The organism is Streptomyces sp. NPDC054047 (genome assembly GCF_055585065.1).
The window spans coordinates 286,643-312,035 of sequence record NZ_JBVJKV010000009.1 but is presented as its reverse complement, the minus strand read 5'-3'; the positions used below and the strand labels follow the sequence as shown (position 1 = coordinate 312,035).

Below are 25,393 nucleotides of genomic sequence, written 5' to 3'. Positions count from 1 at the left end.
GCCGCTGATCGGTGTCAGCACGTACCTGGAGGCGAAGGCGAGCTGGGGCGTGTGGGAGCTGCCCGCGGCGCTGCTCCCCGCCGGCTACCCGCGCCTGGTGCAGGCGGCGGGCGGTCTCACCGCGATGCTTCCGCCGGACGATCCTTCGTACGCCGATGAAGTCGTCGCCAGGCTCGACGGCGTGGTCATCGCGGGCGGGCCCGATGTCGAGCCGGTCCGTTACGGCTCGGAGCGTGAGGAGCGCACAGGCCCTCCGGCGCGGGAGCGTGACGCGTGGGAACTGGCGCTGATCGGGGCGGCGCTGGCGTCGGGGACGCCGCTGCTCGGCATCTGCCGGGGGATGCAGCTGCTGAACGTGGCGCTGGGCGGGACGCTGGTGCAGCACATCGAGGGGCACGCGGAGGCGGTGGGCGTCTTCGGGACGCACGACGTGAAGCCGGTGCCGGGCACGCTGTTCGAGTCGATCGCGCCGGCCGCCTCGACGGCCGTCCCGACCTACCACCACCAGGCGGTGGACCGCCTCGGGCAGGGCCTTGTGGTGTCGGCGTACGCGGAGGACGGCACGGTGGAGGCGGTGGAACTGCCGTCCGCGGAGTGGGTGTTGGGCGTGCAGTGGCATCCGGAGGCGGGTGCGGACCTGCGGGTGATGTCCGCGCTGGTCCGCGCGGCGGGGCCGGGGCCTTCGGCGGGCGGGGCAGACCGGGAGCGCGCCTGACCCTCCGAGCCACCGCACCCCGGGGCTCCGCCCTCCGGCCGGGGGCAGATGCCCCCCGGTGGGCCCCCTGGCCGCCGGGAAATCCCTCCGGCAGGACCTTTCCCTCCCACCCACCCGTCACCCCGCCGGGGATTCGGCTGGGCGGGCGGGAAAACATCCGCCCGGGGGCAAGGCAGACCTCCCCCGCCCCCAGAACCCTTTAGGGCGCCCCCGCCCGCGTCAGCGACAGCAGGTCCCGCGCCGGACCCGTGGGCCGGTGCCCCGTGGGCCACACCGCCCGAAGGGCACGCCGCAGCCGAACCCCCTCCAGGGGAATGTTCACCAGGCGCCGAGCCGACAACTCCTCGCCCACCGCGAGCTCACTGAGCACCGCGGGCCCCGCCCCGTTCACCGCCGACGCCTTCACCGCGGTGGTGGACGACAGCTCGATCAGCGGGCGGGCCAGGCCGCCCAGCGCCGCGTCGAGGACCTGCCGGGTCCCCGAACCCTCCTCGCGCAGGATCAGCGGCGTGGCCGCCAACTCCGCCGCCTCCAGCGGCTTTGCGCGCCGCGCCCAGGGGTGGCCCGGCGCCGTGACGACGATCAGGCTGTCGTGGGCGATGACCGCCGAGTCCAGGCCGGCCGGTACCGCGAGCCCCTCGACGAAGCCGAGGTCCGCGTCCCCCGCCAGGAGCCGCTCCGCGACCGCGGTGGAGTTGCCGGCCGTCAGCGAGACCGCCGTGTCCGGCCGCTGGGTCCGCAGCGCGATCAGCCAGCCCGGCAGCAGATACTCGGCGATCGTCATGCTCGCCGCGACCCGCAGCCGCGAGTCCCGCCGGTCCCGCAGCGCCTGCGCGCCCGCGTCGAACGCCTCCGCCGCCTCCACGATCCGGCGCGCCCAGTCCGTGACGAGCGCCCCCGCGTCCGTGAGCTGCGAACCGCGCGGCGACCGGTCGACGAGCCCGACCCCCAGCTGCCGCTCCATCGACCGGACGCGGCTGCTCGCGGCGGGCTGCGTGATGCCGAGCTCCTTCGCGGCCCGCCCCAGACTGCCGAGCCGCGCCACGGCGAGCAGCAGCTCCAGCGCCCCGAGGTCCGGCACCCGGTGCGCGAGCGGCGCCGCTCCCGGCGACGTGTCGGACACACCGGAGGAACCAGAAGACGTACTCATAAAGCCAGGTTATGCCCTCATACGGAAATGCCTCCTGGTGGGGGGTCCGCCGAACGGCGACGGTGGAGTCATGGTCACCGTCGCCCACACGCAGGCACCCTTGAACACCCCCACGTCCCCCACGTCGAGCACCGCCCGCACCACCCGCACCGCCCGCACCACCCGCATCACCCTCGCCACCCGCCACCTCGGCCCGAACTGGTACGCCACCGTCATGGGCACGGCGATCATCGGCGGCGCGGGCGCGACACTGCCGGTCCACGTCCCCGGCCTGCGGACCGCCTGCACCGCGGTCTGGGCGCTCTCCCTGCTCATGCTGGCCGCGCTCGTCACCGCCAGGACCCTGCACTGGATCCACCACCGCGACCAGGCCCGCGCCCATCTCCTGGACCCGGCCGTCGCCCCCTTCTACGGCTGTCTCTCCATGGCCCTGCTCGCGGTCGGCGGCGGCGCGCTCCTCGTGGGCGAGGACTGGATCGGGACGGGCGCGGCGGTCGCGCTCGACGCCGTGCTCTTCGTCGCCGGTACGGCCATCGGCCTCGCGGCGGCCGTCGCGATCCCGTACCTGATGGTGGTCAAGCACCGCATGGAGCCGGGCCAGGCCTCGCCCGTCTGGCTGCTGCCCCTGGTCGCGCCCATGGTCTCCGCCGCCCTCGGCCCCCTCCTCGTGCCCCACCTCCCGGCGGGACAGGCACAGGAGACGCTCCTGTATGCCTGCTTCGCGATGTTCGGCCTGAGCCTGCTCGCCACCCTGGTGATGCTGCCGATGATCTTCGCCCGCCTGCTGACCGGCGGCCCCTTCCCGATCGCCCTCACCCCCACCCTCTTCCTGGCGCTCGGCCCGCTGGGCCAGTCGACGACGGCCGTGAACAAGTTCGCCGACACCGCCGCGACCGGCGTCGTCCCCGCCCCCTACGACCAGGGCTTCGCCGTCTTCGCCGTGCTCTACGGCGTCCCGGTGATGGGCTTCGCCCTGCTGTGGCTCGCGCTCGCGGGCGCCATGGTGGTGCGGGCACGCCGCAAGGGCATGGGCTTCGCGATGACCTGGTGGGCGTTCACCTTCCCGGTCGGCACCTGCGTCACGGGCGCCGAGGGCCTGGGCAAGCACACCGGCCTCGCGGTCTACGACTGGCTGGCACTGGCCCTGTACGCCCTGCTGGTCACCGCCTGGGCAGTGGCCTTCACCCAGACCCTCCGCGGCCTCCTCAACGGCAAGCTGCTCGCAGCGCCTCGCTGAGGACGGCCGGGGCCTGCGCGAGGGACGGGCCGTACCAGGTGAGGTGGCGGCCGCTGACCAGGGCCGACGGGGTCGGGAACTCCTCGGGGCCGTCCTCGCGGGTGAAGCGGTAGGGCTCGTCCGGCAGGACCACCACGTCCGGGGCCACGGCCCGCAGTTCCTCGACCGGGACGCGCGGATAGCGCTCGGCGTGCGTCGCGTACGCGTTGTCGACTCCGAGGCGGCCGAGCAGGTCCCCGGCGAACGTGTCGCTGCCCAGGACCATCCAGGGGCGCCGCCAGATGGGGATCACCGCCGTCAACCGGACGTCTGGCTGCGGAAGTTGGCCCCACGCGGCCTCCGCGTCGGCCAGCCACCCCGGCCGGCCCGCCCCGCAGGCGGCCAGCACCCGGGCCAGCTCACGGAAGGCGCCCGGCAGGTCACGTACCTCCGTGACGAGCACCTGGATGCCCGCCGCCCGCAGCGCCGCCAGGTCCGGCGCCCGGTTCTCCTCCTCGTTGGCGATCACCAGGTCCGGGGCCAGGCCGATGATCCGGCGCACGTCAGGGTTCTTGGTGCCACCGACGCGGGCGACGTCCAGGTCCTCCGGATGGCTGCACCACTCCGTGGCTCCCACCAGCGCTCCCGGCGCGCTGACCGCGACCGCCTCGGTCAGCGACGGCACCAGTGAGACGACCCGTACTCCAGCCACCGCGTCTCCCCGCCCTCAGCGCCGCGAGCCGTCCACGGCTTCGATGTGGTCGGCCACGGCCACGACGAGGACCTGGCTGTCCGGCACGGTCGCCCGCCACCGGTGGCGCACCCCGCCCGTCAGATACAGGCTGTCGCCGCGCCCGAGGCGATAGGCCCTGCCCTCCGCCTCGACCTCGACGGCGCCGCCCACCACGTACATCAACTCGTCGTTGCGGTGCTGGAACTCGCGTCCCTCGTCGTGGTCGCCGGTGAACTCGACGGCGTGCAACTGGTGGTGGCCGCGCACCAGATTGCGTACGCGGGCGTCGGCCTGAGCGGCGGAAGCCTCGCCGTCGCCCTCCTGCGCGCGCATCAGGTCGACCGTGCACGCGGGGTCGGCGGCGGCCAGCAGTTCGACGTCGGTCGTCATAAGGGCGTCGGCGACGCGCTGCAGGGACCGCCTGCTGGGCCGCGCCCGCTCGTTCTCGACCTGGCTCAGGAAGGGCACCGAGAGACCGCTGCGCTCGGCCACCACGGCGAGGGTGAGCTCCAGCTGCCGGCGGCGTCGCCGCACGGCCGAGCCCACCCGGAGGGTTTCCTTCTGCTCGTCCATCGCCTCGGCTCCCTTCTGCGCGTCGGTCCACTCTCAACCCTGTTGGGTTTTCTGCACCCTACGCATGTTCGCCAAACGGTTTTGCCCCGTTGCCAGGACCGCCGTCTACAGCTTGCGCCAGTAGACAAGCTGCCCCGCCTCTCCGGGAGCCGCTCCTTCCCCCGGTATGAACAGGCTGACCAGCAACGCAGGCTTGCCCCGCGGGTCGGTGATCAAGGTCGCCGACGGATTGGCGAAGGCGCGGCTTCCGCCGTGCGTGGAGATGGCGAGGCGGTCGGCCCGGCCGCTCACGGGGTCGTACGCGTACGTCCGCCAGCTCGCGAAGTCGCCCCGCCGCCGCTGTCCCTCGACGAAGAGCATCCGCTGCCCGGCGAGCTCCACGGGCGAGCGGTCGCCGAGGTTCCCGCCGTTGCCCCACGCCTGGAGCGCCCGGTCGAGCCGCCGGTCCGGCGTCGCGTGCCAGTCGCGGAACCCGGTGAGGGTGGCGCGGAGCTGGCGGTCGGTGTCGCAGTCGGCGCGGTAGTGCCCGGTGAGCTCGATCGTGTCCCCGCGTACGGAGGTGATGCCGGGGGTGCCCTCGGCGCACCGCGAGAGGGTGCGCGGGGCGTCGTAGGCCCGTGCCGCGCGTCCGTCGAGCAGCGCGGCCCGGTCCTCGTAGGCGCGCACGGCGATGTGGTTCCTGGGGTCCTTCTCGTAGGCGAGGACGTAGCCGCCGCGTCCGTCGTCGGCGAGCGAGGCCTGATGGGTGCCGGGCCCGAAGTCGTGGCGGCGGTGCCAGTGCCGCAGATCGGTGGAGGTGGCGACGGCGGCATGGAAGCGGCCGTCGTCCAGCAGGGAGTGGTAGACGGCGAGATACGTGCCGTCGGGGGCCTGCTCGATCTGCGCGGCGTCCATGGTGCGGCCGGTGTCGTCCCGCGCGTCGTAGCGGTGGCCGTCGGCGGCCCTCACGTCGTCCGCGAGGGCGGCGAGGCGTGCGGTGCCGGCGGAGGCGGGCGCGGGGCTCGCGTTGGCCAGGTGCGCCAGGAGCAGGGCGGCGACGAGGGCCAGGGCCACGGTGAGGACGAGGCGGGGCGTCGTCCGGACGGTCGCAGAGGGCACGGAGGGGCACTTACGTTCGAGCGGCGGGGAGGCTGCCCAGCCTAGGGAGCGGAGGTGCCCCCGGGAACGCCCCGAGGGGTGGGCTTCGCCACAAGGACGAGGCCCACCCCTCGGGGGTGATGCGGTGGTGCGGTGATGCGGTGGAAGAGCCGGGACGGCGAGCTAGGACTGCGGAGTCATCTTCTGCTCGAATCCCGGGTTCTTCTCCAGCCACGAGTCGACGGCCTTGGGCTCATTGCCCTTGCCCGCCTTGTTGATCTCGTTCTCCAGGCTGGCCAGTTCCTTCTCGCTCATCTTGAAGTCCTTGAGCCACTTCGTGAGCTGCGGGTACTGCTTGGGGAACTCCTTGCTGGAGATCGTGCGGATCGTGTCGCCCTTGCCGAAGCCGACCTTGGGGTCCTTCAGCTTGGTGAGCTCGTACTCGTTGTACGCCCAGTGCGGCGACCAGAGCAGGACCGCGACCGGCTCCTTCTTGGCGTACGCCGACTTCAGCTCCGACAACATCGCCGGCGTCGAACCGGAGACGATCTTGTACTCCTTGTCGAGGCCGTAGCCGGGCAGGACCTTGTCCTTGAGCGCCGTCATCACACCCGTGCCGGGCTCGATGCCGATGATCTTGCCCTTGAACTTGTCGCCCTTGCCCTTGAGGTCCTCGAGCGACTTCACGTCCTTGACGTAGGACGGGACGGCGATCTCCAGGGACGTCGGGCTGTACCAGGAGCCCAGGTCCTTGAGGTTCGCCTTGTTCTTCTCCCAGTACTGCTTCTGGGCGGTGGGCAGCCACGCGTCGAGGTCCAGGTCGAGGTCGCCCTGGGCCAGAGCGGTGTAGACCGGGCCGACGTCGGAGGGCGTCAGCTTCATCTTGTAGCCGCGCTTCTCCAGGACACGCTTCCAGAGATTGGTGACGGCGATGTTCTCGTCCCACGCGAAGTACGCGGCGTTCAGCGGACGCTTCGCCTCGGCGGGGGTGGAGTTCTTCGGCAGCGGGGCCAGCTTGTCGACGACACCCGGGTTCTTCTTCAGCCAGGCGCGGACGGCTTCCTGCTGCTTGCCCTTGCCCGCCTTGTTGATCTCCGCCTCAAGACTCGTGAGCTGCTTCTCGCTCATCTTGAAGTCCTTGAGCCACTTGGCGACCTGCGGGTTCTCCTTGGAGAAGCCCTTGCGCGCCAGCGTGTGCACGCCGTCGCCCTTGCCCCAGGCACCCTTGGGGTCCTTGAGCTTCTTCAGGTCGTAGTCGCTGTAGGCCCAGTGCGGCGACCAGAGCGTGGTGACGATCGGTTCCTTCTTGGCGTACGCGCGCTTGAGCTCGGCCAGCATCGCCGGCGTGGAGCCGTCGACGACCTTGTACTCCTTGTCGAGCCCGTACTCCCCCAGGACCTTGTCCTTGAGCAGCCCCATCATTCCGGCGCTCGACTCGATGCCGACGATCTTGCCCTTGAACGTGCCGCTCTTGCCCTTGAGGTCCTCGAGCGAGTCGACGCCCTTGACGTACGAGGGCACGGAGAGCTCGAGCGAGGTCGGGCCGAACCACGAGCCCAGGTCCTCGAGCTTGTCGCCGTACTTCTTCCAGTACGCGGCGTGCGTCGTCGGCAGCCACGAGTCGGTCTGGAAGTCGATGCTGCCCTGCGAGAGCGAGGTGTAGAGCGGGCCGGCCTCGAGCTGCTTGGTCTGCGGCTTGAAGCCGCGCTGCTCCAGGATCTCCTTCCAGAGGAAGGTGGAGGCAACGCCCTCGTCCCAGGGGATGTAGCCGATGTTGACTTCCTTGCCCTGGCCGACGTTCTTCCCGGCCGCGGCGACGTCCTTCGACTTCGAACCGCCGAAGACACCCATGCCGCCCGCGACGAGCGCGAGGACGACCACACCGACGACCGCGACCGCGGCCTGCGGACGGTAGGTCCAGATGTTCAGGCCCTGCGCGGCGCGCAGCTTGGCGACAGCACGGCGGCCCAGCGGGGAGACCTGGGTGCCCAACGAGCTGGTCATCCGGTCCAGGTAGATCGCCAGGATGACGATGGCCACGCCCGCCTCGGAGCCGAGGCCCACGTTCAGCTGGCCGATGGCCTCGTTGACGTCGGCGCCCAGGCCCTCCGTGCCGACCATGCCCGCGATGGCGGCCATGGACAGGCCCAGCATGATGACCTGGTTGACACCGGCCATGATCGTGGGAAGGGCGAGCGGCAGCTGGACGCGCAGCAGGATGTTGCGCGGCGTGGTGCCGAACGCGTCCGCGGCCTCGACCAGTTCCTTGTCGACCTGGCGGATGCCCAGCTCCGTCATGCGGACGCCGGGGGCCAGGGCGAAGATGAGGGTCGCGACGATGCCCGCCGGGGCGCCCATCCCGAAGAAGAGGATGGCGGGGATGAGGTAGATCATCGCCGGCAGCGTCTGCATGAAGTCGAGCACCGGGCGGACGATGCCGCTGACCGTGCTGGACCGCGCGGCCCAGATGCCCACGGGCACGGAGATGACCAGCGCGATGATCGTCGAGACGAGCACCAGGGCCAGCGTCATCATCGCGTGGTCCCACAGTTCGAGGGAGACGATGAACGCGAAGCCCGCGAAGGTCAGCACACCGGCGACCACGCCGCGCAGCCAGAACGCGATCACGGCGAAGATGCCCGCGAGGATCAGCGGTTCGGGCGCCTGGAGCACGTCGGCTATGCCGTCGTAGGCGCCCTGGAAGACGGTCTTGAAGAAGTCGAACAGCCAGGCCATGTGGCTGAGCAGCCAGTCGACGCTGTCGTTGACCCACTCGCCGAAAGGAATCCTAGGCACCGCTGACCACCTTGCCCACAGCCTGTCCGCCGTTGTCCTGCGTCTTGTCCCGCGTCTTGTCGAGCGGGACGGCGGTGTCCTGCGGCTCGCTCTCGGGGACCATCGGCTCGCCGAGCACCGCGAGCAGTCGCGCCCGCGGCACGACGCCGATGAGCTTGTCCTCGTCGTCGGTCACGGCGACGGCCGCATCACTGGTGGAGCACGGCGTGAACAGCTCGATGATCGGGGTCCCGGCCTTGACCGTGGCGGGGGCGGCGGACAGCACGTCCTGTGCGGTCCGCAGCTCCGTGCCCTCGGCCGTCTTCGTGCCGAACACGGTCTCGGGCTCGGCCATGATCGCGCCCGCCGTGAGGACACGGGAGCGGTCGACGTCCTGCGTGAACGCGGCGACGTAGTCGTTGGCCGGGGTGACGAGGATGTCCTCGGCGTTGCCTATCTGGACGATCTCGCCGTCACGCATGACGGCGATCTGGTCGCCCAGGCGCATGGCCTCGTTCAGGTCGTGGGTGATGAAGACGATGGTCTTCTTCAGCCGCTTCTGGAGCTCGAGGAGCTGGTCCTGCATGTCGCGGCGGATCAGCGGGTCGAGCGCGCTGAACGACTCGTCCATCAGGAGCAGGTCCGCGTCGGTCGCCAGCGCGCGGGCCAGGCCCACGCGCTGCTGCATACCGCCGGAGAGCTCGTCGGGCCAGGACTTCTCCCAGCCCTTGAGCCCTGCCAGTTCGAGCGCCACCGTGGCGCGCTCCTCGCGCTCGGCGCGCGGCACACCCTGCACCTCGAGGCCGTAGCCGGCGTTCTCGAGGACGCTGCGGTGCGGGAAGAGCGCGAAGTGCTGGAAGACCATGCTGATCTTCTTGGAGCGCACCTCGCGCAGCTCACGGGCGCTCAGACCGGTCAGATCCTGACCGTCGAAGAGCACCTGTCCGGCCGTCGGTTCCGACAGACCGTTGAGCATGCGCAGCAACGTGGACTTGCCGGATCCGGAGAGACCCATGACGACGAAGATCTGGCCCGGCTCGACCGTGAAGGAAGCATCGATCACCGCGGCAGTGGTGCCCTCGGCGCGCAGTTCCTCTCGGTCGGTTCCGTGGCGGAGTTTCTCCACCGCGTCAGCGGGTCGTCTGCCGAAAACCTTGTACAGGTGTTCGGCTTGCAGCCTGGACACATACACCTCTCGGGTTGAACCAAGACGGCCCGCCTCCCCCGCCGGCGGGCCGTGGAGCGACGCGGTTTCTGCCCGCTATTTACCCGGCGAAATAGTTGAATCCTCGACCGGAGGCGCTCCGGCTCGGCGCCTGCCCCGACTTACACAGAACAAACGCAAGAGTGTTCCAGTTCACATTCCATTCACTTCCGACGAACGGAACATGGCGTGATCCGGTCCCTGCCCACCGGGGCGGAAACAACGCCTTGACGGGGTCGCGGACGGTGCGCTGTCGGTGCCGTGCGGCATGATGCGAAGGTGACTCAGCGAACGCGACGGCTCATGCTGCTCGACACGGCGTCCCTGTACTACCGGGCCTATTTCGGGGTCCCCGATTCCGTGAAGGCCCCGGACGGCACGCCGGTCAACGCGGTGCGCGGCCTGCTCGACTTCATCGCCCGGCTCGTCCAGGACCACCGCCCGGACGACCTGGTCGCCTGCATGGACGCGGACTGGCGCCCGCACTGGCGGGTCGAGCTGATCCCTTCGTACAAGGCGCATCGCGTCGCCGAGGAGGTCGAGCAGGGCCCGGACGCCGAGGAGACCCCGGACACGCTCGCGCCGCAGGTCCCGATCATCGAGGACGTCCTGGACGCGCTCGGCATCGCCCGCGTGGGCGTCGCGTCGTACGAGGCGGACGACGTGATCGGCACGTACGCGGGCCGCGCCACCGGCCCCGTCGACATCGTCACCGGCGACCGCGACCTCTATCAGCTGGTCGACGACGAGCGCGGCGTCCGCGTCCTCTACCCCCTCAAGGGCGTCGGCTCCCTCCAGCTGACGGACGAGGCCTGGCTCCGCGAGAAGTACGGCGTGGACGGCTCCGGCTATGTCGACCTGGCCCTGCTGCGCGGCGACCCGAGCGACGGCCTGCCCGGCGTCCCCGGGATTGGCGAGAAGACGGCGGCCAAGCTCCTCGACGCGTACGGAAATCTGGCCGGAATCATGGCCGCCGTGGACGACCCCAAGAGCAAGCTGACGCCCTCCCAGCGCAAGCGGCTCGACGAATCGCGTGCCTATGTGGCCGTCGCGCCGACGGTGGTCCGCGTCGCGGGCGACGTACCGCTGCCGGACGTCGACCTCGCGCTGCCCGCCGAGCCCCGCGATCCCGCGGCCCTGGACGAACTGGCCGCGCGGTGGAACCTCGGCGGGGCACTGAAGCGATTGCTCACGACTCTCCAGGACTGAGGTGTTAGCTTAGGTAAGCCTAAGCAACATTTGATCAGGGGAGGCAGCCGCCATGGCAGAACGTCCGGCACGCAAGGCACCGAAGATGCACGTCGCCCAGGTGGTGCGCACCGAGCGCCTGACCCCGCACATGCAGCGCGTGGTCCTGGGCGGCGAGGGTCTCGCCGAGTTCACGGTGGGCGACTCCACCGATCACTACGTGAAACTGCTCTTCGGCGCCGAGGGCGTGACGTACCCGGAGCCGTTCGACATCCAGCGGATCCGTGCGGAGTTCCCCCGCGAGCAGTGGCCCGTGACGCGCACGTACACGGTGCGTTCCTGGGACCCGCAGACCCGCGAGCTCGCCGTGGACTTCGTCATCCACGGCGACGAGGGCCTGGCCGGGCCCTGGGCCAAGCACGTCCAGCCGGGCGCCACGATCCGCTTCCTGGGCCCCGGCGGCGGTTACGCCCCGGACGCCGCCGCCGACTGGCATCTGATCGCCGGCGACGAGAGCGCGCTGCCCGCGATCGCCGCCGCCCTGGAGGCCCTGCCCGAGGGCGCCAAGGCGTACGCCTTCATCGAGGTCGCCGACGCGGACGAGGAGCAGAAGATCAGCTCCGCCGCCGAGATCCAGTGGCTGCACCGCGGGCAGCGCCCCGTGGGCGAGGCCCTCGTCGAGGCCGTACGTTCCCTCGACTTCCCGGCGGGCGACGTGCAGGCGTTCGTGCACGGCGAGGCCGGTTTCGTGAAGGAGCTGCGCCGCTACCTCCGCGTGGAGCGCGAGGTGCCGCGCGAGCGCCTCTCCATCTCCGGGTACTGGCGCCTGGGCCACAACGAGGACGGCTGGCAGGCCTCCAAGCCCGAATGGAACGCCGCGGTTGAGGCCGAACAGGAGTCGGTGCCCTCCGCGTGAGCGCATGACCGCTTGACCGCTGCGCTCAGCTTGAGCGGCGGTCCGGGATGTTGTCGTCCGCCGCTGAGCGGGGGCTGATCGCGCAGTTCCCCACGCCCCTGAAGGGGCTCACCTGCGGTTCGCGGATGCGGGGCGGCCAAAACCGGTTTCCCCGGGCGGCGCCCGCTGGCACCATGCCCGCATGCCCTTCAAGATCTCGGACGTCGTCGCGGCGGGCTCCCTCGCCGACCGGGCGCAGCCGGCCATCCCCGTCCCCGGCGGGCTCGCCCTGCGCCCCTGGTCGCCCACCGACGCGCCCGCCGTGTACGAGGCGTTCCAGGACCCGGTGATCCAGCGTTGGCACGCGCGCGAGGCCGATTCCGTCGACGAGACCCGCGGCTGGATCGACGGCTGGCGCACGGCATGGGCCGAGGAGCGCGACGCGCACTGGGCCATCGCCGACGCCGCCACGGACGCGGTGGTGGGCCGGATCTCGCTGCGGCTCATCGTCCTCGCCGACGGACAGGCCGAAGTCGCCTACTGGACCATGCCGTCGGCCCGCGGCCGGGGCATCGCCCCGCGCGCCCTCACGGCCCTGAGCGACTGGGCCTTCGACGAAGTCGGCCTGCACCGCCTCGAACTGACCCACGCCACCGGCAACGAGGCCTCCTGCCGCGTCGCGCTCAAGACGGGCTTCGTGCCGGAGGGCACCAAGCGCAGCGCGGTGCTGCACGCGGACGGCTGGCACGACATGCATCTGCACGCCCGCGTCCGATCGGACGCGCCGACGCCCTCCTGACCTGGGGCGTACCCGGGGAACACGGCCCGGTGCCGCCGCCGGGCCCCGTACTCTTGCCGGTTGTGACCCGCAAGCCCCGCATCCCGCCCTCTCCCCTGCCGCAGCGGCGCGGCGTCGACCCCGTGCGGGTCAAGCTGCCGGCCGACGGAGCGTGGGCGACCGTACGGGATCATCTCGTCGAGCGGCTCAAGGCCGGGCCCGGGGTGATCGACCAGATGCTGCGGGACGGCCTCGTCGTCGGCGCGGACGGCCTTCCCGTGGCGCCGGACGCCCCCTATGTGCCCAGCGCCTTCGTGTGGTTCCACCGGGAGCTGCCGGACGAGGTCCCGGTGCCGTACGGCATCGACGTGGTCTACCGCGACGAGCACATCGTCGTCGCCGACAAGCCGCACTTCCTGGCGACCACGCCCCGCGGCAGCCATGTCACCGAGACCGCGCTGGCCCGTCTGCGCAGGGAGCTGGACATCCCCGCGCTCGGCGCGGCCCACCGCCTCGACCGGCTCACGGCGGGGCTGATCCTCTTCACCGTGCGGCCCGAGGAACGCGGCGCGTACCAGACGCTGTTCGGCGAGCGGCGGGTGCGCAAGGAGTACGAGGCCGTGGCCGCCCACGACCCCGGAGTCGACCTCCCCCGCACCGTGCGCAGCCACATCGTCAAGGAGCGCGGCGTCATCGCCGCGTACGAGGTCCCCGGCGCCGAGCCCAACAGCGAGAGCCGTGTCGAACTCGCCGAGCACGACGGCACGTTGGCGCGCTACCGGCTGACCCCGCACACCGGCCGCACCCACCAGCTGCGCGTGCACATGAACGCCCTGGGCCTGCCGATCCTCGGCGATCCCGTCTACCCGCTGGTGACGGGGCCGGTGCCGCCGGACGACTTCCGGCGGCCCCTGCAACTCCTCTCCCGCGTCCTGGAGTTCACGGACCCCCTCACGGGCGCCGACCATCGCTTCGTCAGCGCACGCGAGCTGGACGCCTGGACCTCGTACGCCGACTGGGCGGGCCCGTCAGCGGGCGGTCAGTAGCCCCGCCACCAGGTGACCAGCCTGCGCCACGCCCCCTGTCGCGGCACGGACACCGCCACCGGCGCGGACTCCGGCGCGGGCGGCGCCGCCGGCTGCGACGTCGGCTGGGGCGCCGGCGTCGCGGGGTACTCGGGCCGCGGCTTGGGGGACGACACATGCCAGTCGTTGCGCGCACCCGGCACCCGCGCCATCGGCCGCGCCATCACGTCCTGCGGAGGCCGCGGCGCGAACTGCACCGGGAGCTCCACCAGGTGCCGGGAGAGGATCGACGAGGTCCACCTCAACTCGTGTTCCTCGATGGAGAGTTCCACGTCCGGGAAGCGCATGAGCAGCGCGTCCACGCCCGTGTCGGCGATGGCGCGCCCGATGTCCTGCCCCGGGCACTCGTGGGGTCCGCCGCTGAACGCCAGATGGGAGCGGTTGCCCTGCATGCTGGCGGCCAGGTCCGGGCGTACGACGGGGTCCACGTTGCCCGGCGCGATGCCCAGGAGCAGACCGTCGCCCGCCTTGATCTGCTGGCCGCCGAGCTGCGTGTCCTGCTTGGCGAAGTAGCCGATCATGGCGCTGAACGGCGGCTCGTCCCACAGGGACTGCTCGACCGCCTCGGGGACCGTCATCTGACCGCCGCTGAGCTGGGCGCGGAAGCGCGGGTCGGTGAGGACCATGCGCAGGGCGTTGGCGATGAGGTTGGCCGTCGCCTCGTACGCGGCGATGAGCACGAGCCGCAGGTGCGCGGCGACCTCGTCGTCCGTGAGCTGCCCGGGCTGGGCGATGAGGTTGCTGGTGAAGTCCTCCTCCGCCTTCGCGCGGCGCCGCGCGACCAGGCGCATCAGCGCGTCCATGATGTACGCGTTGCTGGCGATGGCCGTCTCGGTGCCCTTGAGCATGTCGCGGGCGGCCTGCACCATCCGCTCGTTGTACTCCTCGGGCATGCCCAGGACATGGCACATCACCATCATCGGCAGATGCTCGGCGAACTGGCTCACGATGTCGGCGTGGCCGTCCTGGCAGATGTCGTTGAGCAGCAGGTTGCTGTAGCGGTTGATGTAGCGGCGGATGCCCCGGTGGTCGAGGCCCGCCATGGCGCCGGTGACCGCGCCGCGCAGCCGCTGGTGCTCGGCGCCCTCCACCATGCTGGCCATGGGCTGCCAGGTGACGACGGGGGCGAGCGGGTTGTCGGGGCCCATGGAGCCGTCCAGGATAGCCCGCCACTGACGACAGTCGCGGGTGTACTGCGAGGGGGTGCGGACCATGTGGAGGTTCTCGCTGTGGCCGAGGACCGCCCAGATGGGTACGTCGTTGTGCAGCAGGGCCGGGGCCACCGCGCCGTGTTCGGCGCGCAGTTTCTCGTAGACACCCGCGAGATCGGTGTCCGCCGCGGGCCCGTACAGCCGGCGCAGACCGCCGGGGCCGAGGCCGTGCGCGGGGCAGCCGGGCGGCGGCATGGCCGGGTCGTCCGTGCCGGGGTGGGGGTGGGAAGGGGTCGTCACGTTCGTCGCTCCGGGGTTGCGGATGAGATGAGGTGTCAGACGCGGGCCACGGTCAGGGAGTGCAGGTACCGCATGAGGGTCAGCAGGGTGTCCCGGCTCGACGCGCGCTGCCGGGCGTCGCACTTCACCATCGGCACCACCTCGTCCAGGTCGAGGGCACGGCGCAGTGCGTCCATCGGATGACCGGGGGCGTCGGGGAAGTCGTTGACGGCGACGACGAAGGGCACGCCGCGCTCCTCGAGGCGGCCGATCACGTCGAAGCTGACCTCCAGGCGGCGGGTGTCGACGAGGACCACCGCGCCGAGCGCGCCTTCGAAGAGGCCGTTCCACAGGAACCAGAAGCGCTCCTGGCCGGGGGTGCCGAACAGATAGAGCACCAGCTCTTCGGAGATGCTGATCCGGCCGAAGTCCATCGCGACGGTGGTGGCCGTCTTGGTCTCGGAACCGTAGTTGTCGTCGACGCCGATACCGGCCTGGGTCATGGTCTCTTCGGTGGTCAGCGGACGGATCTCGCTGACCGAGCCGACCATCGTCGTCTTGCCGACCCCGAACCCGCCCACGATCACCACCTTCACGGCGGCCGTGGCCGTGTGCGGCAGGACCTCTTCGCTGCTGGGCCCGGTGATCGTGTCAGAGCTTTTGAAGTCCATGCATCACCGCTTCGAGAAGGGAACGATCGGGGAGCGTGGAGCGGACGATCGGCGCCCGCGCCTGTACCAGGTCGGACCCGAGCATCTTCGTCAGCAGGACGGTCACCACGCTGAAGGGCAGCGCGAGGTAGGCGGAGAGCTCGGCGACCGACAGGGGTGTCGTGCACAGCCGCAGCACGGCGGAGTGCTCCGGCTCGGCCGTGGGCGGTGCCTCGCCGTGCGCGACGATCAGCGTGACGAGGTCGAGTGGCGCCCTCTCCGTGTCCTCGCCGGTCAGGATGTAGAGCCGCTCGGGATTCTCCGGGCTGCGCCGTTCCCGTTGGGGAGGGTCGTCTCGGTGGGAGGGGTTCTCGCCTTGCGGAGGATTCATACGGCCTGCCCGTCTCGCCGGGGCGGGCTCGTCAGATGGGCGCCGATCCGGACGACCAGGTCCCGCATGCGGTTGCCGATGAGACCCGCGTCGACGGTCTCGTCGGCGAGCACGGCGAGGTAGGCGCCGGCTCCCGCGGCCATCAGGTAGAAGTAGCCGCCGTCCACCTCGATGATCACCATGCGCATCCCGCCGGCGCTGTGCGGGATCTCGGTGGCCACCGCGGCGGCCAGGGACTGAAGTCCCGCGCAGGCGGCGGCGATCCGGTCGGCGGCGTCGGGGTCGCCGCCGTAGCGCGCGATGCGCAGCCCGTCCGCGGAGAGCACCACGATCTGCCGCGTCTGCGGCACCCCGTCGGCGAGCTCCTTGAGCATCCAGTCGAAATTGGCCCGTTGCTGGATCACTTCCAGCCCCCCTCGTCGGCGTTGTCGGCACTGCCGTGGTCGTTCTCGCTGTGGCCCTTGGGGAACAACGGGTCGTCGGCTGCGGATTCGTCGCCGTTGACGCCCTTCATGAAGGCCTCGATCCAGAGGCCGGGCTCCTTCTCCTCCTTCTTCACCGGTTCGGGTGCCACCGGCGCCGCCCCCTGCGGGGCGTACTGGGCGCGCTGCGCGGCGTACTTCTCGTCCGCGGCCTCCTGGGCGAGCCGCTCGGCCAGTGGGGTGCGGACCCGGCTGCGGCGCTGCGGCAGGCCGTTCGAGGTCCACTCGGTGACCTCGGGGATGTCGTCCTCCATGGCCGCGGTCAGGCCCTTGGAGATCGGCGGCCCGGCCGTCATCACGCGGGGCTTCTTGCGCCGGATGCCCTGGGCCTCCTCGATGGGCACGCCCTCGGCGTTCACCCGGGGCACCGCGGAGGCGCCGATGCCGTGCGCGAGGCCGGGAGCGGGTCCGGTGGTGATCATTTCGCGCGGGACGATGAGCACCGCGCGGACGCCGCCGTACGCGGACTGCCGCAGCGAGACCTGGAGGTTGTACATCTGCGAGAGGCGGCCCACGACGGCCATGCCGAGGCGGGGGCTCTCGCCGAGGTCGTTCAGGTCGATGCCGGCCTGGGCCTGCGCGAGCATGCGCTCGGCCCGTGCCCGCGCCTCCTCGCTGAGGCTGACGCCGCCGTCCTCGATCTCGACGGCGATGCCGGTCTGCACCTCGACGGCGGTGACGTGCACGCGGGTCTGCGGCGGCGAGTAGCGCGTGGCGTTGTCGAGCAGCTCGGCGCAGGCGTGGATGAGCGGTTCCACGGACGTGCCGCGAATGGCGACCTTGGCGATCGAGTGCAGGTCGACGCGCTGGTACTCCAGGATGCGGGACATGGCACCGCGCAACACGCTGAACAGCGGTACGGGCTTGGGCCATTGGCGTCCCGGACGGGCGCCGCCGAGCACGGTGATCGAGTCGGCGAGGCGGCCGATCAGGGCCGTGCCGTGGTCGATGCGCAGGAGGTCGTCGAAGACCTCGGGGTTGCGGCCGTGGAACTCCTCCATCTCGCGCAGTTCCGCTGCCTGCTGGTGGACGATGGACTGCACGCGCCGGGCGATGTTGACGAAGGCACGCTGCGAGGACTCGCGCATCGCCTCTCCGGTGTCCAGGGTGTCCAGGACGTTCCGGAGCAGCTGACGCTGCGACTGCGGGAGTTCGGAGAAGGACTCGTCGCTGTCGACGAGGTTGCGGATCACCTCCGACGGCGCTTCGCCCTGCCGGAGCCGCAGGACGGCCTCGGGGATGACCTCCCTGCCCAGGCGGATGGTCTCGTCGTCATGGGACGCGATGCGCCGCTCCAGGAATGCGAGCCGCTGTGCGTACTGGGTGTGCAACTCCCGGATGGACCGGCCGCGGCGCACTGCTTCGGCGCCGACCGCGACGACCACGAGGGTCGCGATCGCGCCGCACCAGCCCACCGCGATGCGGGCGGGTTCCGTTACCGCGGCGACCGCGGCTCCGGTCGCCGCGGCCATCAGCATGGCGGGCAGCAACAGCACACGTGCGTAAGGGATTTCTCGGCCACCGGGAGGCGATTGAACACTCACCATGTATGCCCTCTGAACACTCGTCTTGGGGGAGAAATGGGGGTTGATTCCATGAAATGGGGGGAGCTTACGGGGAGTTGGGAACGGTAGACGTATGCGAACTATCGAAAGAACTGGGAACAAACGCGCGAATCTATCGCAACTCGTTTCAACTCGCCGCGCTCCGGGCGAGCTTAGTCCGCCGGAATCATCGCCGAGTCATATTCAGCAACCCCCTGAAACCTGCTTACCGACAGGCATACACTCGGCTCCATTTGCACGCGTGGCGATCAATCGAACACGTGGAGTGATGGCGTCGAACAGGCGGGAACACGGCTCCGGCCGACCCCCGTTCGGTCTTCTGTCCGTCCGGGGGAATGGGCGCGGCACGGCCGTGGTTGACGCCCGGTATGGAGGGTTGTCCCGCTGGGCGCATGCGCCCTCAGCCGCGTCTCGTCACGCGCGATCACATCGACTTCGGTCGCGTGTGGTCCGCGTCGTGTTGTCGCTGACCGCCTCCAAGTCAGCGCACACCACGACACGTTGAGATGAGACCGCCATGCCCGTCGAGTTCCTCGGCATCGCCGCGACCAACGAAGGCTCCGAAGTCACCGCCCGCTCGGGCGCGTCCTTCGACAAGGACTACACGCTCCGGCTCGCCCGGGCCCACGAGGACCACGGCTGGGACCGTGTCCTGTTCGCGTACGGATCGGGCTCCCCCGACCCCTCCCCCGCCGCCGCCTACATCGCGGCCCGCACGGACAGGCTGCAGATCCTGGTCGCGCACCGCCCGAACGTCTCGTACCCCACCTTCGCCGCGAAGACGTTCGCGACCCTGGACCGCATCAGCGACGGCCGCCTGGCGGTGCACTTCATCACGGGCGGCAACGACCACGAGCAGCGGCGCGAGGGCGACTTCCTCACCAAGGACGAGCGGTACGCGCGCACCCGCGAGGCCATCCAGATCATCAAGAAGGCATGGACCTCGCACGAACCGTTCGACCACGAGGGCGCGCACTACCGCTTCCACGACTTCGTCAGCGACACCTTCCCGGTCCAACAGCCGCACCCGCGCGTCTCGTTCGGGGGCTCGTCCCCTGCCGCGTACGCCGCCGGGGGCGCCGAGGCCGACATCTACTGCCTGTGGGGCGAGCCGCTCGCGCAGACCGCCGAGCAGATCGAGTCGGTGAAGGCGGCGGCGAAGGCGGCAGGCCGCACGGACGTCCCCAGGATCCAGGTGGCCTTCCGCCCGATCATCGCGCCGACCGAGGAACTGGCCTGGGAGAAGGCGCACGCGACCCTGGCCCGCATCAGGGCCCGCAAGGCGGGCGCTCCGCTCTCCCGCCGCCACCCGCTGAAGAACCCGGAGAACTCGGGCTCCCGACGCCTGCTCGCGGCGGCGGCTTCGGGTGAACACCACGACCGCGCGCTGTGGACCCCGACGGCGGCGGAGACGGGCGGCGCCGGCAACTCGACCGCGCTGGTGGGCACTCCGGAGACGGTGGCCCAGGCCCTCCTGGACTACTACGACCTGGGCGTGGAGATCCTCTCCGCCCGGGGGTACGACCTCCTGGACGACGCGATCGACTTCGGACGCCAGGTGATCCCGATCGTGCGGGAAGAGGTGGCGAAGCGAGACGCCGCGCGAGCGGGCACGGCGGCCTAGGGATTGAGCGTGAGGGCGGGCCCGGGAAATCCGATCCCCGGGCCCGCCCCCACTCACCGTCAGCCGACCGAGCTGTACGCCACCACTCCGCGCAGCAGCTGATCCACGGCCTTGCGGGCGTTCTTGGCCACGGTCGACCCCTCGCGGGGCGCCGCGGCGGAAATCTGCCCCAGCACGTCGATCACCTGCTTGCACCAGCGCACGAAGTCCCCCGCGGGCATCTCGATCTCCCGCAGCACCTCGTCGAGGCCCTTGTCGGACGCCCACATGTACGCCGCCCAGGCGAACCCGAGGTCGGGCTCGCGCTGCCCGACCCCCTCCGCCTGGTTGATCTTGAAGTCTTCCTCCAGGGCATCGAGCCGGCCCCAGATCCGCACCATCTCGCCGAGAGAGGCCTTCACCTTCCCGGAGGGCAGCTTGGGGGCGAGCGCGTCGTCCGCCATCCGCGCCTCGAACACCAACGCCGAGACGCACGCGGCCAGTTCGGCCGGGCTGAGCCCTTCCCAGACGCCTTCCCGCAGGCATTCGCTGGCGAGGAGGTCCAGTTCACCGTAGAGCCGGGCGAGCCGCTTGCCGTTCTGGGTGACCTCGTCGCCGCGCAGATAGTCCAGCTCGGTGAGCAGCGCGACGATCCGGTCGAAGGTCCGCGCGATCGTGTTCGTGCGCCCCTCGATGCGCCGCTCCAGCTGCACGGTGTCGCGCCGCAGACGGTGGAAGCGCTCGGCCCACCGCGCGTGGTCCTCGCGCTCGTCGCAGCCGTGGCAGGGGTGCGCCCGCAGCTCCGTACGGAGCCGGGCGATCTCACGGTCGTCGGCCGCGGCGGCGCGCCCCTTGCGGTGCCGGTCCGGCACGATGTGCCCGGCCTTGGTGCGCAGCGCGGACGCCAGGTCGCGGCGCGACTGCGGCGAGCGCGCGTTGAACGACTTCGGGATGCGCATCCGCTCCAAGGCCTCGACCGGCACCGGGAAGTCCATCGCCGCGAGCCGCTTGACCTGCCGCTCGGCGGTGAGGACCAGGGGCCTCGGCCCGTCCTGGTGCTCGAAGCCGCGGTGGCCGTTGACCCGCCCCGCGGGAATCCCCGGATCGAGGACGAGCGCCAGGCCCGCGTACTTCCCGGTCGGCACGTGGATGACGTCACCGGGCTTGAGCTTCTCCAGGGCCGCTGCCGCGGCCACCCGGCGCTGGTTGGCGCCCTGCTTGGCGAGCTCGGTCTCCCGGTCCTTCAGCTCGCGGCGCAGGCGCGCGTACTCGTCGAAGTCGCCCAGGTGGCAGGTCATCGAGGCCTTGTAGCCCTTGAGGCCCTCTTCGTTCTTCTGCACCTGGCGCGAGATCCCGACGACCGACTTGTCGGCCTGGAACTGCGCGAAGGACGTCTCCAGGAGCTCGCGCGAGCGGTGCCGCCCGAACTGCTCGACCAGGTTCACCGCCATGTTGTACGACGGCTTGAAGCTGGACCGCAGCGGGTACGTGCGCGTGCCGGCCAGGCCCGCGAGGTGCTCCGGGCTCATGGCCCGCTGCCACAGGACCACGGCATGGCCCTCGACGTCGATGCCACGGCGCCCGGCACGGCCGGTCAGCTGGGTGTACTCACCGGGGGTGATGTCCGCGTGCTGCTCGCCGTTCCACTTGACGAGCTTCTCCAGCACCACACTGCGCGCGGGCATGTTGATGCCCAGGGCGAGGGTCTCGGTGGCGAAGACGGCGCGCACGAGGCCGCGCACGAAGAGCTCCTCGACGACCTCCTTGAAGGTCGGCAGCATGCCCGCGTGGTGCGCGGCGATGCCGCGCTCCAGGCCTTCCAGCCATTCGTAGTAACCAAGGACGTGCAGGTCCTCGTCCGGGATGGCGGCCGTGCGCTCCTCGACGATCTCGCGGACCTGCGCCCGCGCGTCCTCGTCGTTCAGCCGCAGTCCCGCGTGCAGGCACTGCTGCACGGCGGCCTCGCAGGCCGCGCGGCTGAAGATGAACGTGATCGCCGGAAGCAGGCCTTCGGAGTCGAGCCGGTCGATGACCTCGGGCCGGCCCGGCGTCCAGATGCGCGAGCGCTGTCTGCGCTCGCGCTCGCGGTCGGCCTCGCGGATCATCTTGCCCTTGCGGCGGTCGCGCGGGTTGTACGAACGGCTGGCCTCCATCCGCGCCATGCGCGTGAGGTCGGGGTTGACGGCCTTTCGCTGGCCCTCGCCCTCCTCGAAGAGGTCGTACATCCGGCGCCCGGCGAGCACGTGCTGGAACAGCGGCACGGGCCGGTGCTCCGAGACGATCACCTGGGTGTCGCCGCGCACGGTGTCCAGCCAGTCGCCGAACTCCTCGGCGTTCGAGACGGTCGCCGACAAGGAGACCAGCGTCACCGACTCCTGGAGGTGGATGATCACCTCTTCCCAGACGGCGCCACGGAAGCGGTCGGAGAGGTAGTGCACCTCGTCCATCACCACATAGCCGAGGTTCAGCAGCGACTGCGAGCCCGAATACAGCATGTTCCGCAGCACTTCGGTGGTCATCACGACCACCGGGGCATCGGAGTTGACGCTGTTGTCGCCGGTCAGCAGACCGACCTTGTCCGCGCCGTACCGCTTGGAGAGGTCGGCGTACTTCTGGTTGGAGAGCGCCTTGATGGGCGTGGTGTAGAAGCATTTCTTGCCCTGCATCAGGGCCAGGTGCACGGCGAACTCGCCGACGATCGTCTTGCCCGAACCCGTGGGGGCGGCCACGAGTACACCCTTGCCCGCCTCGAGCGCCTGACAGGCCTCGATCTGGAAGGGGTCGAGGCCGAATTCGTACATCTCGCGGAAGCCAGCGAGTGCGGTGGCCTGCTCGACAGCGCGCTCGCGCGCCGCCGCGTACCGCTCGGCCGGTGAGAGGTCCTCTGTCATCGTGCTTTCGAGACTACCGGCCACCACTGACAACGGACGATCATTATCTGTCTTACGGTTCCTGCGGCCCCCGGGGCCCGAGCACCCGCACGGCCCCCGGCACGCACTGCGCCGTCAGCGGAAGCCCGCCGAGCTGCTCCCCGTCCGCGTACCCGGTGACCCCCGAGGCGGCGAGCTCCACTTTCGCGGCCCGGTAGGTGGTGACCTTGGGATGGTCCAGGTGCGTGCCCTTGTAGACCCGCGGGAAGACCTTCAGGAGCGTCGTACGGCTGCAGTCGCCGACGACCGTGACGTCGAAGAGGCCGTCGCTCATGTCGGCCCGCGCGCAGATCTTCATGCCGCCGCCGTACGACGAGCCGTTCCCCACGGCGACGAGCGTCGCGTCGACCTCGTGCACCCGGCCGTCGTCCAGCATGATCCGGTACGGGATCGGGCGGAAGGCGGCCAGCTCGGCGACCATCGCCAGGTCGTACTTGAAGCGGCCGGTGGGCCAGCGCATCCGGTTGCCCCGGTCGTTGACCCGCGAGTCGAAGCCGGAGGCGAGCACGGTGCCGAACCACGTCTTGCCCACCCGCCCCAGGTCGACCTCGCGCGTGCGTCCCGCGTCGAGCGCCTCGGCGACGACCGCCCCCGCGGCGGCCGGATCGCGCACCGGAAGCCCCAGAGAGCGCGCGAAGTCGTTGCCGGTGCCCACGGCGATCACCCCCAGGGGCGTCCGTGTCTGCGCGACGGCCTGCAGCGCGAGGCTCGCCATGCCGTCACCGCCGACGGCGATCAGCGCGCGCGTACCGGCGTCGACTGCTTCCCGGGCCCGGCGCAGCGCGTCGGCGGAGTCCTCGCCGATGACGGTACGCACGGAGAAGCCCGCGGCCCGCAACGCGGAAGCGGACGGCTGCGCCGCGTGGGCGCCCCGGCCGCGGCCCGCGGTGGGATTGACGAAGAGAGTGATCTCGCTGGTCACGGCCGGACCCTACAAGGTCAGGTCACGTCGTCGAAACCGTTTACCCGATCTCGGTTCGCGCCGTCGCCGCTCGCCTGCTCGGGCAGGGCGCGGGTCGCCGACACGGGCTCGATCTCGCCGACGGCCTCGGGCGTGAGGTCGAGGTCGGACGCCTCGTCGTCGTCGGGCCCGGCCGCGTCGATCCTGGACTTGCGCCGGTCGTTGAGGAGCGAGAAGGCGGTGGCCGCGAAGTACAGCACCCAGATCGGCCCGGCGAGCATGATCATGGTCAGCGGGTCCGTGCTGGGCGTCGCCACGGCCGCGAAGACCGTGATGCCCATGATCATGCCGCGCCACCAGCCGAGCATCCGCTTGCCGGTGAGCACCCCGGTGAGGTTCAGCATCACCAGCAGGAGCGGCATCTCGAAGGAGAGGCCGAAGACGATCACCATGCGGGTGACCAGGTCGATCAGCTCGTCCAGCGGCAGCTGGTTGTCCACGCCGCCCGGGGAGAACTCCAGCAGCACGCGCGCCATCGTCGGCAGCGTCTTGTACGCGAAGTAGCCGCCGCCCAAAAAGAGCGGGAAGCCCGCGGCCACGAAGCCGTAGGCGTACTTCTTCTCGCTCTTGTGCAGGCCGGGGGCGACGAAGGCCCACAACTGGTAGAGCCAGATCGGCGACGCGAGCACCACGCCGGCCATCAGGGAGATCTTCAGGGCGAGTGTGAACGGCGTGATCAGACCGTTCAGCACGATGCGCGCGCAGGTCTCCTCGCCGCCCTTGTCCGCCAGCTCGGCGAAGCTGGACTCGCACCCCACGGAACTCAGGATCGGGTTCGTGAAGAACTCGATGATGTCCTTGTAGAAGAAGGCGGCGACGATCGCGACGACGATGATGGCCAGCACGGCCTTCGCGAGCCGGTTGCGGAGCTCGCGCAGGTGCTCCGCAAGCGGCATCCGCCCCTCGGGATCCTGTTCCTTCTTGCGGGCAGACTTGAGCAACCCACGTCCTCATCTCGTGCGGCAGGCCGGCCGTCGCCGGCCTTGGATCAGCGCTTGGTGGTGCTGTCGGTGGGCTCGGTGACCGGGCGCGAGCTGGTGACGTCGCCGGGCGCGGCCTGGATGGTGCGCGGCTGGGCGGCGGAAGGGTCGCCGGGCGGGTCGGCCGGGGCGGCTTCGTCCTTCTTGCCGTCCGACTTCATCGCCTTGGCCTCGCTCTTGAGGATGCGCGCGGACTTGCCGAGCGACCGGGCCATGTCGGGAAGCTTCTTCGCGCCGAACAGCAGAACGATGACGACGAGAATGAGAATGATCTCGGGGGCGCCGATCTTTCCGAACATAGGTCTTTACCTTCTCACCGAGGCGGCAGGGGCGGGGCTGCCGGACAGGCCGGACTTGCTGTCCGGCCACCGTGCTGGCAGCGATCGTAACGCTCAGGGGTGAACGCAGGGCAATCCCTGTGCGTACTCCCAGTTGCGGCCCGCGCCTCGCAACTCCGGGCCACCTCAGCAGCGTACCTGCCGGACAAGGGAAGTTGACAGGCCGCGGTATCGATGCGCGTCCCGGGGGCACCGGCAACATTCACAGGACCTAAAGGACATCTCGCCCCGCACGGGCCACACCCGTCGCCGCCGCTTCGAGATCCTCCGCCGCGCGGTTGATCCGCTGTGTGGTCTCCGTCACCTGCGTGCCGAGGCGCTGCGCCTCGATGAAGACCCGGATCGCCAGCACGCCGAGCACGGCGAGGCCACAGAACCCCGCGGCAATCGCCACCATCGCCCAGAACATGCGCCGAGCCTAGACGGTCGAGTGCAGACGCAGCGTCCGCACCCCGCCGCCGGTGAGCAGTTCGACGATGCGCTCGCCCGCGGGCTTGCGCACCGCGGCGTCGCACTCGGGGCACGTGAACGAGTAGAAGGTGGTGCGGGGCGAGGCGCCGATGGCCAACCGCAAAGCACCCGCGGAGAGTTCGAAGCGGGCGCGGCAGTCGGGGCAGGCGGCCTTGAAGAGCACAGGGGCGATTCTCGACATTCCGGGAATCTCGGACATGAGG

The 25,393-nt window shown here is 70.7% G+C and carries 24 protein-coding genes; 7 read left to right on the top strand and 17 right to left on the bottom strand.

Annotated elements, in window-relative coordinates; translation table 11 throughout:
- Window positions 1-4: 4 nt before the first annotated feature.
- The gene (locus tag ACZ6ZP_RS30085; protein WP_469409103.1) at window positions 5-715 is read left to right on the top strand and encodes a gamma-glutamyl-gamma-aminobutyrate hydrolase family protein; all 711 of its coding nucleotides are present in this window, start codon (window positions 5-7) and stop codon (window positions 713-715) included.
- A gap of 199 nt (window positions 716-914) precedes the next feature.
- Here the strand turns inward: ACZ6ZP_RS30085 and ACZ6ZP_RS30080 are convergent, their stop codons facing one another.
- Entirely contained in the window at window positions 915-1,865 is a 951-nt protein-coding gene (locus ACZ6ZP_RS30080) for a LysR family transcriptional regulator (protein ID WP_351164953.1), read from the bottom strand.
- A 70-nt stretch (window positions 1,866-1,935) separates the two neighbouring features.
- Between ACZ6ZP_RS30080 and ACZ6ZP_RS30075 the strand changes: the two genes are divergently transcribed.
- Window positions 1,936-3,102: a TDT family transporter gene (locus ACZ6ZP_RS30075; RefSeq protein WP_469409045.1), complete on the top strand. Its 1,167-nt coding sequence runs from the start codon at window positions 1,936-1,938 to the stop codon at window positions 3,100-3,102.
- Here the strand turns inward: ACZ6ZP_RS30075 and ACZ6ZP_RS30070 are convergent.
- The 5 genes from ACZ6ZP_RS30070 to ACZ6ZP_RS30050 all read right to left on the bottom strand — a co-directional run bounded on the left by ACZ6ZP_RS30070 (window position 3,071) and on the right by ACZ6ZP_RS30050 (window position 9,425).
- A complete protein-coding gene (locus ACZ6ZP_RS30070) occupies window positions 3,071-3,793 on the bottom strand; it encodes a helical backbone metal receptor (protein WP_399980483.1) in 723 nt (240 codons plus the stop codon). The genes ACZ6ZP_RS30075 and ACZ6ZP_RS30070 overlap by 32 nt on opposite strands.
- A gap of 15 nt (window positions 3,794-3,808) precedes the next feature.
- Window positions 3,809-4,387 carry a helix-turn-helix domain-containing protein gene (locus ACZ6ZP_RS30065; protein ID WP_351164956.1) on the bottom strand — a complete coding sequence of 193 codons (579 nt, stop codon included), beginning with the start codon at window positions 4,385-4,387 and terminating at the stop codon, window positions 3,809-3,811.
- Between the two features lie 105 nt (window positions 4,388-4,492).
- Window positions 4,493-5,485, bottom strand: a complete 993-nt coding sequence (locus tag ACZ6ZP_RS30060; RefSeq protein ID WP_351164957.1) for a hypothetical protein — start codon at window positions 5,483-5,485, stop codon at window positions 4,493-4,495.
- 162 nt (window positions 5,486-5,647) lie between these two features.
- The gene (locus ACZ6ZP_RS30055) at window positions 5,648-8,260 is read right to left on the bottom strand and encodes an ABC transporter permease/substrate binding protein (protein WP_351164958.1); all 2,613 of its coding nucleotides are present in this window, start codon (window positions 8,258-8,260) and stop codon (window positions 5,648-5,650) included.
- Window positions 8,253-9,425, bottom strand: coding sequence for a quaternary amine ABC transporter ATP-binding protein (locus tag ACZ6ZP_RS30050; protein WP_361463176.1), 1,173 nt, complete (start codon window positions 9,423-9,425; stop codon window positions 8,253-8,255). The genes ACZ6ZP_RS30055 and ACZ6ZP_RS30050 overlap by 8 nt, the downstream gene beginning before the upstream one ends.
- A 321-nt stretch (window positions 9,426-9,746) precedes the next feature.
- Here ACZ6ZP_RS30050 and ACZ6ZP_RS30045 point away from each other — a divergent pair, with 321 nt between their 5' ends.
- The 4 genes from ACZ6ZP_RS30045 (at window position 9,747) to ACZ6ZP_RS30030 (ending at window position 13,350) form a co-directional block, all read left to right on the top strand.
- Window positions 9,747-10,652, top strand: a complete 906-nt coding sequence (locus tag ACZ6ZP_RS30045) for a 5'-3' exonuclease (RefSeq protein WP_361463413.1) — start codon at window positions 9,747-9,749, stop codon at window positions 10,650-10,652.
- Between the two features lie 52 nt (window positions 10,653-10,704).
- A complete protein-coding gene (locus ACZ6ZP_RS30040; RefSeq protein ID WP_361463174.1) occupies window positions 10,705-11,547 on the top strand; it encodes a siderophore-interacting protein in 843 nt (280 codons plus the stop codon).
- Window positions 11,548-11,728: 181 nt separating this feature from the next.
- Window positions 11,729-12,325 (top strand): GNAT family N-acetyltransferase, encoded by a 597-nt coding sequence (locus tag ACZ6ZP_RS30035; protein ID WP_399980491.1) that lies wholly within the window; start codon window positions 11,729-11,731, stop codon window positions 12,323-12,325.
- Window positions 12,326-12,387: 62 nt separating this feature from the next.
- The gene (locus ACZ6ZP_RS30030; protein WP_469409041.1) at window positions 12,388-13,350 is read left to right on the top strand and encodes an RluA family pseudouridine synthase; all 963 of its coding nucleotides are present in this window, start codon (window positions 12,388-12,390) and stop codon (window positions 13,348-13,350) included.
- Here the strand turns inward: ACZ6ZP_RS30030 and ACZ6ZP_RS30025 are convergent.
- From ACZ6ZP_RS30025 to ACZ6ZP_RS30005, 5 genes are read right to left on the bottom strand one after another with little or no spacing between them, the layout of a single operon-like run.
- On the bottom strand, window positions 13,344-14,840 hold the full coding sequence (locus ACZ6ZP_RS30025; RefSeq protein ID WP_469409039.1) for a cytochrome P450: 1,497 nt from the start codon (window positions 14,838-14,840) through the stop codon (window positions 13,344-13,346). The two genes, ACZ6ZP_RS30030 and ACZ6ZP_RS30025, sit on opposite strands and share 7 nt — an antisense overlap.
- Window positions 14,841-14,875: 35 nt before the next feature.
- Window positions 14,876-15,490, bottom strand: coding sequence for a GTP-binding protein (locus tag ACZ6ZP_RS30020; RefSeq protein WP_351164966.1), 615 nt, complete (start codon window positions 15,488-15,490; stop codon window positions 14,876-14,878).
- Window positions 15,471-15,860: a DUF742 domain-containing protein gene (locus ACZ6ZP_RS30015; RefSeq protein WP_351164967.1), complete on the bottom strand. Its 390-nt coding sequence runs from the start codon at window positions 15,858-15,860 to the stop codon at window positions 15,471-15,473. The genes ACZ6ZP_RS30020 and ACZ6ZP_RS30015 overlap by 20 nt, the downstream gene beginning before the upstream one ends.
- Window positions 15,857-16,264, bottom strand: a complete 408-nt coding sequence (locus ACZ6ZP_RS30010) for a roadblock/LC7 domain-containing protein (protein WP_351164968.1) — start codon at window positions 16,262-16,264, stop codon at window positions 15,857-15,859. The genes ACZ6ZP_RS30015 and ACZ6ZP_RS30010 overlap by 4 nt, the downstream gene beginning before the upstream one ends.
- On the bottom strand, window positions 16,261-17,889 hold the full coding sequence (locus ACZ6ZP_RS30005) for an ATP-binding protein (protein WP_351164969.1): 1,629 nt from the start codon (window positions 17,887-17,889) through the stop codon (window positions 16,261-16,263). Before ACZ6ZP_RS30005 ends, ACZ6ZP_RS30010 begins: the two co-directional genes overlap by 4 nt.
- A 535-nt stretch (window positions 17,890-18,424) precedes the next feature.
- Between ACZ6ZP_RS30005 and ACZ6ZP_RS30000 the strand changes: the two genes are divergently transcribed.
- Entirely contained in the window at window positions 18,425-19,531 is a 1,107-nt protein-coding gene (locus ACZ6ZP_RS30000; protein ID WP_361463170.1) for an LLM class flavin-dependent oxidoreductase, read from the top strand.
- 59 nt (window positions 19,532-19,590) lie between these two features.
- On the opposite strand, the gene ACZ6ZP_RS29995 is transcribed toward ACZ6ZP_RS30000, so the two are convergent.
- The 6 genes from ACZ6ZP_RS29995 to ACZ6ZP_RS29970 form a co-directional block, all read right to left on the bottom strand.
- On the bottom strand, window positions 19,591-22,401 hold the full coding sequence (locus ACZ6ZP_RS29995) for a DEAD/DEAH box helicase (RefSeq protein ID WP_469409036.1): 2,811 nt from the start codon (window positions 22,399-22,401) through the stop codon (window positions 19,591-19,593).
- A 52-nt stretch (window positions 22,402-22,453) separates the two neighbouring features.
- The gene (locus ACZ6ZP_RS29990) at window positions 22,454-23,362 is read right to left on the bottom strand and encodes a diacylglycerol kinase (protein ID WP_469409034.1); all 909 of its coding nucleotides are present in this window, start codon (window positions 23,360-23,362) and stop codon (window positions 22,454-22,456) included.
- 17 nt (window positions 23,363-23,379) lie between these two features.
- Entirely contained in the window at window positions 23,380-24,342 is a 963-nt protein-coding gene (tatC, locus tag ACZ6ZP_RS29985) for a twin-arginine translocase subunit TatC (RefSeq protein ID WP_361463165.1), read from the bottom strand.
- A 47-nt stretch (window positions 24,343-24,389) separates the two neighbouring features.
- Entirely contained in the window at window positions 24,390-24,680 is a 291-nt protein-coding gene (gene tatA, locus ACZ6ZP_RS29980; protein WP_351164975.1) for a Sec-independent protein translocase subunit TatA, read from the bottom strand.
- 250 nt (window positions 24,681-24,930) lie between these two features.
- Entirely contained in the window at window positions 24,931-25,128 is a 198-nt protein-coding gene (locus tag ACZ6ZP_RS29975) for a hypothetical protein (protein WP_351164976.1), read from the bottom strand.
- A 9-nt stretch (window positions 25,129-25,137) separates the two neighbouring features.
- Window positions 25,138-25,389, bottom strand: coding sequence for a hypothetical protein (locus tag ACZ6ZP_RS29970; RefSeq protein ID WP_351165152.1), 252 nt, complete (start codon window positions 25,387-25,389; stop codon window positions 25,138-25,140).
- Between the last annotated feature and the right edge of the window lie 4 nt (window positions 25,390-25,393).